Below are 14,413 nucleotides of genomic sequence, written 5' to 3' on the forward strand. Positions count from 1 at the left end.
CATTACTTAGCGCATTCGTTGGTGTTTTACCTCGATTCCCGTGAACAAAGCAGCTTTTCCCTTGTTCCTTGTACCTAGCTATCATCCTGTTCACATGCCTTCTTGTACATCCCAACGTTATTGCCGCTCTTTCTTTGTTTCCATCTGTCTCAACTAATCGCTTGATTATTTCATACTTCTGATTTTCATTCATATTTAAGTTTACCTTTCTCATTATGCACCTCACATTTTTCATGAGGTTCTAGTATATTACTTTCTGCTTTGCTTTGGGACATTTTCTCAAACGGTATGATAAGACATTATCACAAATCAATCAGATTTTGATGAGATTTTTTTCAATTTAATATTGACAAAAAAGCACATGATGTTACTATATAAGATATAATGTTATAAGATGAATGTTTGAAATATAGGGATATTTAAAGGCAGGCTGATATATATTGAATAAAGACAACAGTATGCGTTACACTTCATTATTTTTTATTACCTATTTTCTGTATTACAGTGGATATTGTATTTTTTCAAGCTATATGGTGCCGTATTTGGCCGAAAATGGTTACAGTGCATCAGTGAGTGGAGTAGTAACCAGTCTGATGATGATTGCAAGTGTTTTAATGCAGCCTATTGCAGGATATCTGACGGACACTGTATTGCCGGCAAGAAAATACCTGACTATTACTATTCTTATGGTAGTGATCCTTGCAATAATCAATTCGTTAAGTGATTCTACCAGTTGGCTGAATATAATAATTATTATTATCTCCGCTGCTTTTTCATATTCTTTCAGTAATTTGATGGATGCATGGGTAAACCGAACAAAAGAGGTGGATACAAAAATATCGTATAGCAGGATACGTGCAGGAGGTTCAATAGGATTTGGAATAACATCGATTCTGTTTGGGCATATTGTAACTACTTTTGGGTACAGATGGTTTTTTCTTATTCAAGGTGGAATATTTCTTTTATTGATGCCGTTTCTTTATTTTTTACCGGATTTGGAATTAAAGAACAGAAGGACTGACACAAAAGAAAAGAACATTTCCTTTAACCGGATATTTAGTGTACTTCTAAAAGATAAGAAATATTGCATGATATTAATAATATTCACTTTGTACTGGATGGGACACAGACCTATAGGAAGTTATCTTTCTTTGATTGTCAGGCAGCGGGGCGGCAGTGACGGCTTGTATGGCAATATTTGCGGAATCGGTGCAGTTGTTGAATGTTTTTTGCTGATATTTATGTATAGGTTCAAAAGTTTGAAGAGAATGGATAGGTTGATATTTTTGACTTTGTGCACAAGCTTGTTAAGACCTTTGCTGTTGCTTCTGATCGATGGCACAATCATACTGTATGTCGGACAGATTCTACAATCGATCTCATTTGCATTGTGTTATTCGGTTATTGTGGATGCATTTTCAAAGTTTTCGGATTATAGGATCAAATCCTTTTCCATATCGGTAGGACTTACTGTAGCGAGTGTTGTTGGCATGACAACGGCAAATCTTGTGGGTGGCTTCGCATTCGATCTTTTGGGGGAAAATGCAACAGTTTGGGTGAGTTTTTTGATCTCGGCGAACAATTTATTGATTTTTATGTTATTTTTTCGTAAAATAATTGTTGAAAAAAACATATGATGATGTTACAATACCATATAAGACAATATATAATCTATTATAAACTATTTCGAGAAATAATAAGAGGTGGTATCACATAAGCACCCGATGAACAAAATATTAAAAGAGGAGGAGGGTATGGTATCGAAAATACTATATCATACAACAAGATTATGAAGAAATTGATTTATTTATGTGAAAGTGTCTTGAATAGATTCATTAATTTTCTGAAAACTATTACCGGATATGCAATCTTTTTATTTATGGCATTGCTGTTTTTTCAAGTGTGCATGAGATTTATCTTCAATCATCCTATTTACGGTATTGACGAAATGGTAACATTTTTTATGATTTGGACAATGTCAATGGGGTGGTGCACTGTATACTGGGATAACGAGCATGCAGTTCTGGAATTCGTAATGAAGAAAATGCCCCACTTGTTTCAACGTATTATGTATAATGTTACAAATCTGATCGTAGTAATCATATCCATAATTTATATACCTGGTTCAAAGAAATTGTTCGATATGCAGATGAAGATGACTCCGGTTGGAGGCCTGGATTTTTCAAAGGCGTATTACTATGCGTTGCCGGTTTTGGTTATGAGTATAATTATGCTGGTTTTAAGCATTTACAAGACCATAGCTTATCTGGTAACTGGAGATGACAAATTGGTTGCTCCGGTACAGGAAGAGGTTTTGGCATTGTTGGAACTTGATGAATCAAGAACCAGAAAAGAGAAAGAGCGTGGAGGTGATAACGATGATGAATGGAATAGTTGATCCATATCTGATGTTTTATTTTGTTTCATTTATTATTATGATTTTGCTTCAAGTACCAATAAGTTATGCAATGGCAAGTTCAAGTCTGTTATATGCAGTTATAAACCACCAGAGTTTTGTAATGTTTGCACAGAAAACAGCAAATTCATTTGCCGATTTCAATATGCTGGCACTTCCAGCCTTCCTGTTTGTTGGTATCTTCATGAACGAAATAGGATTGACAGACCGAATATTCGGTATGGCGGAAAAATGGCTGGGACACTTGCCTGGTGGACTTGCTCATTCAAATATAATGGCTAGTATGATTTTTGCCGGAATGTCAGGATCAGCACTGGCGGATGCAGGCGGATTGGGAACCATTGAGGTTAAAGCCATGACGGATGCGGGATATGACAAAAACTTTTCTGTTGCAGTTACGGCTGCATCGGCGGGAATAGGCCCCATCATTCCGCCAAGCATCAACTTTGTCGTATGGGCGTTTCTTTCAAAGACTTCCACGCTGGCCATGTTCCAGGCTGGTATGCTTCCTGGAATCTGTATGGGTATCGCAATGATGGCATGGGTTATATACGCAACTAAAAAATATAATATTAAGGTTCCCGTTATTGAAAAATCAAACTGGGGAGACAGATATAAATCTACCATTCACGCTTTGCCGGCGCTTGGTGGACCGGCAATCCTGGTATTTGGAATCATGACGGGTATATTCACACCTACAGAGTGTAGTGTTGTGGCAGCTGCATATTGTGTCATCCTTTCAATTATTTTGAAAAGATTCTCGATAAAGATGCTTACAAAAGCTTTAAGGGATACTCTTTCAAGTGCAGGTATGGCAATGTCGCTGTGTGCAACCGGTTTGATATTCAACTGGATGATTGTTACAAGTGGTCTGATCAATGCAATGACGAATTTCATGCTTGGGCTTGGTAATGAAATATTGATATTATTAGTTCTTAACGGTATCCTTATGTTCCTGGGATGTTTTATAGGATCGATGCAGATTCTTATCATGATTGCTCCGCTTTTGATGAACATTGCGGCTGGTCTAGGAATGAGTTATATTCAAATAGGTGTTATGGCGGTACTAAATGTTACGTTGGGATTGATAACTCCACCGATGGCTCCAGCGCTGTTTGTAACTGCTAAAGCAACCGGAGGTTCCTTTGACGCAGCTTTGAAGTATACGGTGCAGTTCCTTATTCCGATGGTTATAACTCTTGCATTTGTTACATTCTATGAACCACTGACTATGTGGTTGCCTAAAATATTAGGTTCCGTAAGGTAATTTCTTACAGTATGGACCATAATATATACAAAATTAAGGAGGGTTTTATGAAAAAATTATTTAGTATGCTACTTGTCCTAGTGATTTTGGTAGCAGCACTATCTGGATGCAGTTCACCTACTGAAGAGGCTACTACAGAGGAGCCTACTCAAGCAGCTGAAACTACAGAGCCAGAAAAGAAAGAAGCAGTTGTTGTTAAGTTTGGTAATGCGGGTGCAATTGGCGAGCCTGCTCCTGAAGCATGTCAGGAGTTCTGCGACTTGGCAAATGAGGCATTCGACGGTGAATTCGTGTTTGAATTCTATCCAGCGGAGCAACTTGGTAATGAAGGTACTATGATGGAGAATCTTCAAGTTGATCTTCAACAAGGTATGATGTGTTCTCTTGATTCACTTGCATCATATTCCAAGGACATCAACATCCTGTCCATGGCATTTGCCTTCGAATCAAGCGAGCATATGTTGAACTATCTTCATTCTGAAGTAGCAGATCCAATTTGGAATGCGCTTGACGACAATGGTTTCCATATGGTGAATTTTGAATTCCAGAAAAATCCACGTATTTTCTTCTGTAAATATCCACTTTATTCACCAGCGGATATGGTTGGTATGAAATATCGTATACCAAACCTTCCAATATTTGAGAAGAATGCACTTGCAATGGGCGCTACACCAACAGTTGTATCATGGAGTGAATATCCATTTGCATTGCTTCAAGGCGTTGTAGATGGAGGAGAGTGTTCAAAAGACTCGTACAAGAGTGCAGGACTTTATGAAGCTGCAAAATATGTGACAGAAGTCAACTATGCATATCCTGTAGAATGTATTATTTTCTCTAAAACATTCTGGGACAGCCTGACAGCAGAGCAGCAAGATATAGTTAATGAATGTGCAGAAAAAGCAGCTGAAGGATACAACGAGACAATCAAACAGAAGTGGGAAGACGACAAAGCGTTCTTGATCGATGAAGGTGAAGTAACTTTTGTAGAATATGATCGTCAGGCATTCCTGGATGCGGCAGCTCCATTGGCTGAAGCACTGGAAGAAGAAGGATTCTTCGAGACAGAAGATCTATATAACAAAGTACAGGCATTCAAATAAAATAGTTTACTATTGACAAGATACAGCAGGGATTCTGACAGTGAGGAATGTGAATTCCTCAATTAGAATCCCCTATGTATTTTGTTGAAACAGATTTCTTGACAGGGGGTACGCAATTGATAAAAGCTTTAGGAATCGGAGACAATGTATGCGATGTGTACTTGGATACAAACATCATGTATCCGGGAGGGCAGGCGCTTAACTTTTCCGTATATGCAAAACAACTTGGAGCCGACAGTGAATATCTTGGTGTTTTTGGACAGGATGCCATTGCAGAATATATTCAGAAAATCCTGGATGAAAAAGTTATCGGAAGGTCCCGATGCAGAAGTTATGAAGGTGAAAACGGCTTTGCTCGAGTGAAAATTATAGATGGTGACCGTGTGTTCAAGGGAAGCAACAAAGGCGGTGTTCTGCAGGATCATTTCCTGGAACTTGATGAAGACGATATTGAATATATCAAGAAATTCAATGTTGTTCACACAACAAACAATGCTTTTTTTGATTCGCAGCTGAAAAAAATCAGCGGATTGGGTCCCTTCATATCCTATGACTTTTCAGTCCGATGGAATGAAGAAGACAGAATCAAGCGTGTATGCCCATATATAGATTTCGCTTTTCTATCCTGCAGCGACATGTCGGATGAAGAAGCAGAGGTAATATGTCGCAACCTTTACAATGAAGGCTGCAAGGTGATAACAGCAACGCGGGGAAGCAGTGAGGCCATAATCTATGACGGGAAAAAATTCTATCGTCAGAAGCCGGATTACGTGGAGCCTGTTGACACCATGGGTGCCGGTGACTCTTTTGCCACCTGTATGTTGGTTAAGATTGTAGAAAAAATAGATGAAAATGGAATGGACAAGTGGAATGACAGTGATGAGTATCGTGAAGATGTCATATCATCTGCATTGCAGGAAGCGGCATCCTTTGCGTCAAAAACGTGCATGGTGAATGGCGCTTTCGGTTGTGGAATCGAGGTTCCGGAAAGTGTACAAGAACGCGTTTTGGAGGAATGACAATGAATATTTCTAAGGACCGTTTTGCACTTGGCAGTTTCCAATACCTTAAATATCCACTTGAGTACTTTTTTGACACGGCGGTATTGCTTGGAATTCGAAATGTAGAACTCCTGGCAGCAGCTCCGCACCTGTACTTGGATGTGGTTGATGAAAAAGCACTGAAAAAAATCCAGGAACAGTTGCTTGAGAGGGACTTGTCCGTGATATCCCTGACACCTGAACAAACCAATTATCCGGTAAATATTGCAGCCGAGGAAGAAGACCTCAGGAAACACAGCATAAATACATTTGCAATAGCCATAGATGTCGCAGTTGAACTGAATTGTCCAATGGTGCTGGTCACATCGGGATACGGTTACTATAACCGTTCTAGGAAAGATGCATGGGAAAGGGCGGCTGAATCATTAAGATATCTTGCAAGTACAGCGCATAAAAAAGGAATCAAGCTGGTTCTAGAGACATTGACACCTTTATCTTCAAATCTAGTCAATAATCCGTCGCAGCAAATGAAAATGCTGTCGGAGATGCCCGAGGATACCATGACAGCCATGGTCGATATAGGCCAGATGGTGTTTATGAACCAAACCATAGATGAATATCAGAAAATTCTTGGGAAAGACCTGTCCCATGTACATCTGCATGATTCGCATCCTGATATTCACATGGCACTGGGAGATGGGGACCTGCCAGTAACAGAATATCTTGAATTTCTGGAAAGAAACAATTACAAAGGATACTATTCCTTTGAATGCAACGAATTTAGCTACAGAAAGAATCCAAGAGAAGCAGACATAAGGAACATGGAATACTTGAAGAAACATAATATTTTGATCTGAAAAGAAAGACATGCAATTATACATATTTTGGAATTTATATTTAAAACAATATATAACATCATATAACAATATGTTAAATTATATGATGAAAAAAATAAATGAGGTGAAACATATGTCATATATGATAGGAGTTGACGTTGGGGGTACCTTTACCGATTTTTCGGTTTTTAACAATAAAACAGGTGAATTGTTCAATTACAAGGACAGTTCAACACCGGAGGATCCCTCCAAGGCAATTGTAAAGGGTATAGAGGATGTACTCGAAATTAAAGGGGCAGAAGCGGATGAAGTTGTTTATCTTGCTCATGGAACAACTGTTGGAACCAATGCCCTGATTGAAAAAAAGGGTTCAAGACTTGCATTGATCACAACAAAAGGCTTCAAGGATTTGATGGAAATCGGAACTCAGAGACGACCATCATTATACAATCTGCAGGCTCAGAAGCCATTCCCGCTGATACCATCAGGACTTAACTGTGAAGTAACGGAGCGTATACTTTATGACGGTTCCGTTGAAACACCCCTGGATGAGCAGGAAGTGCGTGAAGTTGTCAATGGATTAAAGAACAAAGGCGTGAAAGCTATTGCCGTTTGTACACTGTTTTCTTTTATAAATCCAGTCCATGAGGAAAGAATTGAAGAAATAATAAAAGAGGAATTTCCAGAAGCTTATGTTACCATTTCAAGCAAATTGGCACCGGAATTCCGTGAGTTCAGCAGAATGAGCACCACTGTTCTTAACAGCTACCTTGGACCTGTAATGGAGAAATATGTTAATAATTTCCAGAATTCCATACGCAATCTGGGAATCAAGGTTGAACCATATGTTACCCAGTCAAACGGAAGTATCATTTCAATAAAGGAAACTATAGAATGTCCGATTAAGACAGCTGTGTCAGGGCCAAGTGCCGGTGTTATAGCGGCTGCACATGTAGGTAAGCAATGTGAAGCTGATAAGATTATCACATTCGACATGGGTGGAACCAGTGCCGATATAAGTCTTATTGAAAATTACGTTCCCCAGATTTCAAATGAACGTGACGTTGAAGGATATCCTGCACGTATACCTATGATAAATATCATTACCATTGGAGCAGGCGGCGGTTCAATTGCACAGATAGATGAAGGTGGAGCCCTCAAGGTTGGACCTGAAAGTGCGGGAGCTACTCCCGGGCCGGCATGTTATGGACGTGGTGGTACTGTGCCTGTTGTTACTGACGCTAACATTGTAGTTGGAAAACTGAATCAGGAAAAAATCCTGGGCGGACGTATGAAAGTCCATTTGGACAAGGCAAACAAGGCATTGGATGAGAATATATGTGCCAAGAGCAGTCTTTCAAGAGATGAGGCGGCAAATGGAATCATCACTGTTGTCAATTCCAATATGATTCGTGCCATACGAAGCGTATCCGTGGAAAAAGGATACGACGTGCGTGAATTCAGTCTGATGGCCTTTGGCGGTGCAGGTCCTCTACATGCTTGTGAAGTTGCTGAAGACCTGGGAATAGGAGAGGTTATTATACCTCCGTCTCCGGGAACACTTTGTTCTCTTGGATTATTGCTGGCTGATACAAAATTCGATCTTTCACGTACCAATATACTTATTGGTGAGGAAGGCAATATTGATGAATTCAACAAGCTATTCGACAATATGGTTGAACAGGGTACGGAGCTTCTCGACAAGGAGAATGTTCCGGAAGAAAGACGTTCTTTCGAGTTTTCCATCGATATCCGTTACAACAGACAGAATTTTGAGCTCAACATACCAATTCCTGCCGGAAAGATTGACTGTGATGTCATGAAACAGGCAATTGCAGATTTCCATACCGAGCACAAGCGCAGTTACGGATACTGCAATGAAAATGCAGTTGTACAGTTTGTAAGTTACCGAGTATCTGCAATAGGAAGGATAGACAAGCCCGATATGGCGCCGGAAGAGATTCATGCAAATCCGGAATTGCCTGAATCTATAGAGATAAGAAATGTCTTGTTCCAGGGAGAAACGGAATTTATGGTGACACCGGTCTACAACCGTACGGATTTTGTTCCGGGTAATGTAATTCCCGGCCCATGTATTGTGGAGCAAATGGATACAACAATAGTTGTTCCTAAAGACTGGAAAATACATGTTGACGGATACCTGAATCTTAAGATTCAGTATTCATCATCTGAACATTAAATTTAAACTGGAAAGAGGTGAACAAGATGTCTAGAAAAATTGATACAGTAACCGTTGAGGTTATACGTAACCTTTTGATGTCGATTGCAGAGGAAACTTTCGGCATAATAATAAGAAGTGCTTATTCAACAAATATGAAGGAGAGACGCGATGTCTGTACTGCAGTAATAGATCCGGACGGCAATTCGGTAGCACAGGTGGAGAGTCTAGCTACATTGCTTGGGTCCATGCTGAGCGTCGTACCCAACATATATGAAAAATTTGGAAAAGAGAATATCAAACCTGGTGACATGTTTATTGCAAACGACCCGTACCACGGAGGCGGTAACCATCTTCCGGATATAGTTATTGCAGCACCGGCATTTTCAGGGGACAAGCTGATTGGATGGATAGCAAATATCGCCCATCACTCCGACATAGGAGGAAAGGTTCCGGGATCAACTTCAGGTGATGCAGACAGTCTGTTCCAGGAGGGAATCCGAATACCGGTAATTCGCATCAGAGAGAACTATGAGATAATACCAAGCGTCATGGACATGCTTCTGGTCAATACCCGTGTTCCACAGGAACGTGAAGGAGACCTTACTGCTCAAATGTCTGCTAACCTTATAGGAATCCAAAGGATTGAAGAAGCATACAATCGTTTCAATGATACGTTAATCGAATGTATGAAGGAACTGATCACTTATTCCGAGCGTCGTGTAAGGGCAGTTGTTGAAAAACTTCCTGACGGCGAATACTGTTTTACGGATTATGTTGATGGTTGTGGCGATAAATATCCCGATCCATTGCCAATCAATGTAAAGATAATAATTGAAGGCGATGAAATGACAATTGACTTCACTGGATCAGCTGACCAGATTGAAGCTCCTATAAATGTTCCTTGGCCTTGTACGAAAGCAGGAGTTTTCTTCTCGGTAAAGGCTATGCTAGGTCCTGATATTCCTGCCAATGAGGGAATAAACAATGCTATTAAGATAATTGCTCCAAAAGGATGTATATTGAATCCAACGGAACCTTCACCAATAGGTGCTCAAATAGACACCTTGCAGCGTGTTCCTGATGCAATTTTCGGAGCATTGGCACCGATACTTCCAAATGAAATTGTTACTGCCGGAAACGGCGCATGTACTACGACAATTTTTGCAGGAAAAGGAGATATTGGTACGGACAGTGTATTCATTTTCCATGAGGTTGTTGCAGGAGGCGGCGGAGCATCACGTAATTATGATGGATTATCAGGAGTTCAAGTCAATATGACCAATACTTCCAATATGCCCGTTGAAGCTACGGAGATGGAATTCAAGAAGATTCTCGTTCGAAAATACGAAATCAAAAAGGATTCAGGAGGCGCCGGAGAGAAGAGAGGCGGACTTGGTATAGAAAGAGATATGGAAGTTCTTCAGGACAAGATACTGTATACAGGACTTGGAGACAGGCATAAATTCCATCCTTGGGGACTTGAAGGCGGACTTGAAGGCGGCGCAGGTTCTTTTGAGAGGATATCCAAAAAAAATGGCAGCATTACAAGAATGGGACACAAGACTTCCAGTTTGTCGCTGGACAAGGGAGACATCATAAGAGTTACAACTCCAGGTGCAGGCGGTTATGGAGATCCCAAAAAGCGTCCTGCAGAAAAAGTTCTTGATGATGTTGTTCAAAACAAGGTTTCAGTGGAAAAAGCGAAAGAGCTTTATGGTGTTGTAGTCCTTATGTCTGAGAACGGAAGCTATTATATTGATGAAGAGCAGACTGCAGCTTTAAGATAATTAAAGACTTTAAGATAACCTAAGAAAGGAAGGTAAATATATTATGATAGACGGAATGAATGTTGTCATTTCAACAGTTGAAAATATTAAAAAGACAATGGATGAGCGTGGAGGGCTGAAAAATGTAACTTTTGTTGCTTGTGGAGGTTCTTTTGCATCATCTTATCCTGCGCGCTATATGATGAATGCGGAGAGTATGACCCTTAAGATTATGGGATACAACAGCAACGAGTTTGTTTACGCCACTCCAAAAAATATTGGCGAGAATTCTCTTGTAATATGTACATCTACAAAGGCCACTGCAGAAACAGTTGAAGCACTCAGAGTTGCAAAAAAAGCAGGAGCGGTTACAATTGGACTTACAGGTTATGGAGATTCGCTTACAGCACAGACTGCGGACTATGCAATAATTTATCACCACAAGGATGAATGGTATGAAGATCCATCTTTTATTCACCAGAACAGTCAGGGAACTTCACTGAAGATCGGATTTGAGATCCTTAAGGTGTTTGAGGGCTATGAAGGATACGACAAAGCCATGGATGCATTTGAACAATTCCCGGAACTATATGGAGCAGCTTATGAGGCGGTAAAGCAGGACGCAGCTAAATTTGGAATGACTTATAAGGATGATACAGTCTGGAATGTACTGGCAAGCGGTGCTGCATGGGAAAGTGCATATGCAGATGCGTTCTGCTTTTTCCAGGAAATGCAGACAGTTCATTGCGTACCTGTTCATTCAGGGGAATATTTCCATGGAGCCTTCGAAACAACAGACAAGAACCTTGCAATCCTGCTTTTGAAGAGCGTTGGACGTACAAGATATCTTGACGAGCGTGTGGAGAAATTCCTTGATGAGTTTGGTGGTCACCACTATGTCATCGATGCTAAAGACTTGGGACTGGAGAAACTGGACCCTGAAGTGGCCGAATACTTCAATGCATTGATGATACATCCAATAACCAAGCAGTTCATTGCTGCAATGGCAGATGTCAGAATGCATCCTATGAGTTATCGTAGATACATGTGGAAGTTTGAATATTAATTTCAAAATATTTAATTAAATAAAGAAGTCATATCTTATTACTGAAGGGCGGGAGAAGAGTGTTCTCCTCCACTAACATATTCATTTATTCTCCCGCCTTTATAGTCTTACAAAATTTTCATAGATAATCATTTTATTATTTCCTTGCAAGGAAAACGTTACCGACTTTGTTATAGACCAGATTCAGATTTGTAACTTTAAAAATCTGACTTTTACAGAGTTCTAATTAACTTGATTTTTTCTTAGGCGGAGTATAACATTAATAAAAATAAGTGATTTCTTAGGGCATGAAGCCCTTCAAATTTTAGAAAGGTATATTATATGAAAAGATTGAATGACTACGGCGAGACAAGGCCGACTGAATCAAGGGTAAAAAAATGCGGACGGACTTTCTATCATAATGACATTCTGTGGCTGTCGCTATCAGGTACCGGTATGGAGTTTGAAGCAGACGGCTCCTTCTGCGATATGACATTTGTAGGAGATGCAAGCTCTGCAAGGGTGTGGGTTGACGATTTGCAGTCAAGAATAGGTATCCATGTAGACGGACAGCTGGTTGAAGACTTCCTTATGGATGAAGAGGTGAAGACTGTCAGACTGTTTCATGGTGAAGATAAAAAAAGAAGGGTAAGAGTGGTTAAACTGTCGGAATCCGCCTATTCCACAATAGGTGTAAGGGGAATCAAGACTGACGGCAATGTCAGTCCGGCACCCGAAAAAGGTTTGAAGATTGAATTCATAGGTGATTCAATTACTTGCGGTTATGGAGTGGAAGGCGCCAATAATGACTTGGCAAAAACATCCAATGAAAACTTTGCAAAATCATATGCATATCTGGCAGCCGAAAAACTGGATGCAGATTACTCTGCTGTGGCATACAGCGGTTATGGAGTGATTTCCGGACATACAACATACGGACACAGGCAGCCATTGAGGTCAGTGCCTCGTTATTACAGCAAGTTCGGAAACTCAGGAGGCACCTTTTCAGATGGAATGTCGCCTTCCGATGTTGCATGGGACCACAGGGAATTTGTTCCCGATATTGTAGTCATCAATTTGGGGACCAACGATTATTTCTACACCGGTGATGACACAGTTAAAACAAGGGAATTTATGGAAGGCTATATTGATTTTCTGAAGATGGTGCGCAATAAAAATCAAAATGCGTACATGTTATGTACCCTGGGTATGGTGGGAGATGAACTCTTTGGAAGGATTGAAGAGGCTGTTGCCTTTTTCAGCCGGGAATTTGAAGATGACAGAATATCTTGTATGAAGTTTGACGACCGGCTTCCGGAAGACGGATACGGAGTTATGATGCACCCTTCGGCAATAACCCATGAAAAGGCGGCGGAAAAGCTGGTTTCTCATGTTCTGGCTTTGAACATATTGTGAAAAAACTAGATGAAGATGCCTGATCCCAAGGCATATACATGAGCGGGAGCATTTTTTATTGTATCTTTTGTATTTTGGATGGTATACTGTTTGTGAAAGACTACTTGATCAATCAACAATCACTAGCATAGAGGTGAAAAACATGTGCACAATATTGTTTGCATACAAGGCACATTCGGAATATGATTTTATTTTTTTAGGGAACAGAGATGAATTCAGGAACAGACCTTCAAAGGAAGCACATTTCTGGCTGTCGCATTCCAATGTATTAGCCGGAATAGACCTTGAGAAGGGTGGAACCTGGACAGGTATATCAAAAGAGGGGCGTATAGCTTTTCTGACAAACCACAGGGACGGATCAATACCTGTGAAGAACAAGGTTTCGAGGGGCGACCTGACAAGAAACTTTTTAATAGGTAGTATGAGTCCTTTAGACTATCTTCAGGATATTCAGAATAGAAGAGATGATTATGATCCCTTCAATCTTGTAGTAGGTACACAAGATGAACTTTATTACTATTCAAATATCGAGAACAAGATCAGCATCATTGAACCCGGGGTGTACGGACTTAGCAATGCATTTCTTGATACACCATGGTATAAGGTAAAAAAGGCAAAGAACAGATTCCTGGGCCTTTTGGATACCTGTTTTTCCGTTGACCAGCTTTTTGATATTTTAAGTGATACGGAAATCCCTCCTGTTGAGGAACTTCCGGATACAGGTGTCAGTATTGAATGGGAAAAGACATTATCCAGCATATGCATAGATACGCCTGAGTACGGAACCCAGTTCAAGACGGTAATGCTCGTCGATAAAAAGAAGGAAGTTCGCTTCCATGAGAAGATATACGATGCTAAAGGCAATTGGAATGACAATGGTTCCATATTCAATATTGCTTGAACCAAGGATTATGACTAACTTCATTTGTGACGAAAAAAAGGACAAGGAGAGACTATGACATACAAGTATATCAGAAAAGCCCACTATCATGAAACGGACCAGATGGGCATCATACATCACGCCAATTACATCAAGTGGTTTGAAGAAGCAAGGATTGAGATTATGGACAAGATTGGCGTTCCCTACAAGGCTATTGAGGAACGTGGAATAATCAGTCCCGTGCTTCATGTCGGATGTGACTACAAGAATATGGTTAGATTTGATGAAGAAGTGACTATTCAAGTTGGATTTAAAAGTTATAGCGGGGTCAAGTTCTCAGTGGAATATCTGGTGACCGACCAGTCTGGAGAAACAGTTTATGTGACAGGTGAGTCGGATCACTGTTTTTTGAACAAGTCGTTGAAGCCTGTTTCCTTGAAGAAGGTGGCGCCGGACATGCATGAAAGGTTCAAGGAAAGTTTGATGTTCAAGTAAAATTCTTGA

At 40.3% G+C, this 14,413-nt stretch carries 13 protein-coding genes; 12 read left to right on the top strand and 1 reads right to left on the bottom strand.

Going from position 1 to position 14,413, the window contains the following annotated elements; genetic code table 11:
- A partial coding sequence (locus BUB05_RS08600; protein ID WP_425430040.1) for a helix-turn-helix domain-containing protein occupies positions 1–193 on the bottom strand: 193 nt, incomplete at its 3' end.
- A 265-nt stretch (positions 194–458) separates the two neighbouring features.
- On the opposite strand from BUB05_RS08600, the gene BUB05_RS08605 reads away from it, so the two are divergent.
- The 12 genes from BUB05_RS08605 to BUB05_RS08660 all read left to right on the top strand — a co-directional run bounded on the left by BUB05_RS08605 (position 459) and on the right by BUB05_RS08660 (position 14,404).
- Complete coding sequence (locus BUB05_RS08605) at positions 459–1,637, top strand: MFS transporter (RefSeq protein WP_245819821.1); 1,179 nt, start codon at positions 459–461, stop codon at positions 1,635–1,637.
- Between the two features lie 242 nt (positions 1,638–1,879).
- Positions 1,880–2,398: a TRAP transporter small permease gene (locus tag BUB05_RS08610; protein WP_281257994.1), complete on the top strand. Its 519-nt coding sequence runs from the start codon at positions 1,880–1,882 to the stop codon at positions 2,396–2,398.
- A complete protein-coding gene (locus BUB05_RS08615; protein ID WP_073049200.1) occupies positions 2,379–3,683 on the top strand; it encodes a TRAP transporter large permease in 1,305 nt (434 codons plus the stop codon). The genes BUB05_RS08610 and BUB05_RS08615 overlap by 20 nt, the downstream gene beginning before the upstream one ends.
- Positions 3,684–3,730: 47 nt before the next feature.
- The gene (locus tag BUB05_RS08620; RefSeq protein ID WP_073049201.1) at positions 3,731–4,783 is read left to right on the top strand and encodes a TRAP transporter substrate-binding protein; all 1,053 of its coding nucleotides are present in this window, start codon (positions 3,731–3,733) and stop codon (positions 4,781–4,783) included.
- A 116-nt stretch (positions 4,784–4,899) separates the two neighbouring features.
- Positions 4,900–5,802: a PfkB family carbohydrate kinase gene (locus BUB05_RS08625; RefSeq protein ID WP_073049202.1), complete on the top strand. Its 903-nt coding sequence runs from the start codon at positions 4,900–4,902 to the stop codon at positions 5,800–5,802.
- A 2-nt stretch (positions 5,803–5,804) separates the two neighbouring features.
- Complete coding sequence (locus BUB05_RS08630) at positions 5,805–6,641, top strand: sugar phosphate isomerase/epimerase family protein (protein WP_073049203.1); 837 nt, start codon at positions 5,805–5,807, stop codon at positions 6,639–6,641.
- Between the two features lie 112 nt (positions 6,642–6,753).
- Positions 6,754–8,820: a hydantoinase/oxoprolinase family protein gene (locus tag BUB05_RS08635; protein WP_073049204.1), complete on the top strand. Its 2,067-nt coding sequence runs from the start codon at positions 6,754–6,756 to the stop codon at positions 8,818–8,820.
- 26 nt (positions 8,821–8,846) lie between these two features.
- A complete protein-coding gene (locus tag BUB05_RS08640; RefSeq protein WP_073049205.1) occupies positions 8,847–10,589 on the top strand; it encodes a hydantoinase B/oxoprolinase family protein in 1,743 nt (580 codons plus the stop codon).
- 43 nt (positions 10,590–10,632) lie between these two features.
- A complete protein-coding gene (locus BUB05_RS08645) occupies positions 10,633–11,634 on the top strand; it encodes an SIS domain-containing protein (RefSeq protein WP_094762806.1) in 1,002 nt (333 codons plus the stop codon).
- Between the two features lie 321 nt (positions 11,635–11,955).
- Positions 11,956–13,029, top strand: coding sequence for an SGNH/GDSL hydrolase family protein (locus tag BUB05_RS08650; RefSeq protein ID WP_073049206.1), 1,074 nt, complete (start codon positions 11,956–11,958; stop codon positions 13,027–13,029).
- Between the two features lie 142 nt (positions 13,030–13,171).
- Entirely contained in the window at positions 13,172–13,930 is a 759-nt protein-coding gene (locus tag BUB05_RS08655; RefSeq protein ID WP_073049207.1) for an NRDE family protein, read from the top strand.
- Between the two features lie 54 nt (positions 13,931–13,984).
- On the top strand, positions 13,985–14,404 hold the full coding sequence (locus tag BUB05_RS08660) for an acyl-CoA thioesterase (RefSeq protein WP_073049208.1): 420 nt from the start codon (positions 13,985–13,987) through the stop codon (positions 14,402–14,404).
- Positions 14,405–14,413: the final 9 nt, after the last annotated feature.

The sequence above is a fragment of the Dethiosulfatibacter aminovorans DSM 17477 genome (assembly GCF_900142005.1).
Taxonomy (GTDB): Bacteria; Bacillota; Clostridia; order Tissierellales; family Dethiosulfatibacteraceae; genus Dethiosulfatibacter; species Dethiosulfatibacter aminovorans.

Coding starts and splice junctions, on each gene's coding strand:
- BUB05_RS08605 (WP_245819821.1), top strand. CDS start 459: ATGCGTTACACTTCATTATTTTTTATTACCTATTTTCTGTATTACAGT.
- BUB05_RS08610 (WP_281257994.1), top strand. CDS start 1,880: ATGGCATTGCTGTTTTTTCAAGTGTGCATGAGATTTATCTTCAATCAT.
- BUB05_RS08615 (WP_073049200.1), top strand. CDS start 2,379: ATGATGAATGGAATAGTTGATCCATATCTGATGTTTTATTTTGTTTCA.
- BUB05_RS08620 (WP_073049201.1), top strand. CDS start 3,731: ATGAAAAAATTATTTAGTATGCTACTTGTCCTAGTGATTTTGGTAGCA.
- BUB05_RS08630 (WP_073049203.1), top strand. CDS start 5,805: ATGAATATTTCTAAGGACCGTTTTGCACTTGGCAGTTTCCAATACCTT.
- BUB05_RS08635 (WP_073049204.1), top strand. CDS start 6,754: ATGTCATATATGATAGGAGTTGACGTTGGGGGTACCTTTACCGATTTT.
- BUB05_RS08640 (WP_073049205.1), top strand. CDS start 8,847: ATGTCTAGAAAAATTGATACAGTAACCGTTGAGGTTATACGTAACCTT.
- BUB05_RS08645 (WP_094762806.1), top strand. CDS start 10,633: ATGATAGACGGAATGAATGTTGTCATTTCAACAGTTGAAAATATTAAA.
- BUB05_RS08650 (WP_073049206.1), top strand. CDS start 11,956: ATGAAAAGATTGAATGACTACGGCGAGACAAGGCCGACTGAATCAAGG.
- BUB05_RS08655 (WP_073049207.1), top strand. CDS start 13,172: ATGTGCACAATATTGTTTGCATACAAGGCACATTCGGAATATGATTTT.
- BUB05_RS08660 (WP_073049208.1), top strand. CDS start 13,985: ATGACATACAAGTATATCAGAAAAGCCCACTATCATGAAACGGACCAG.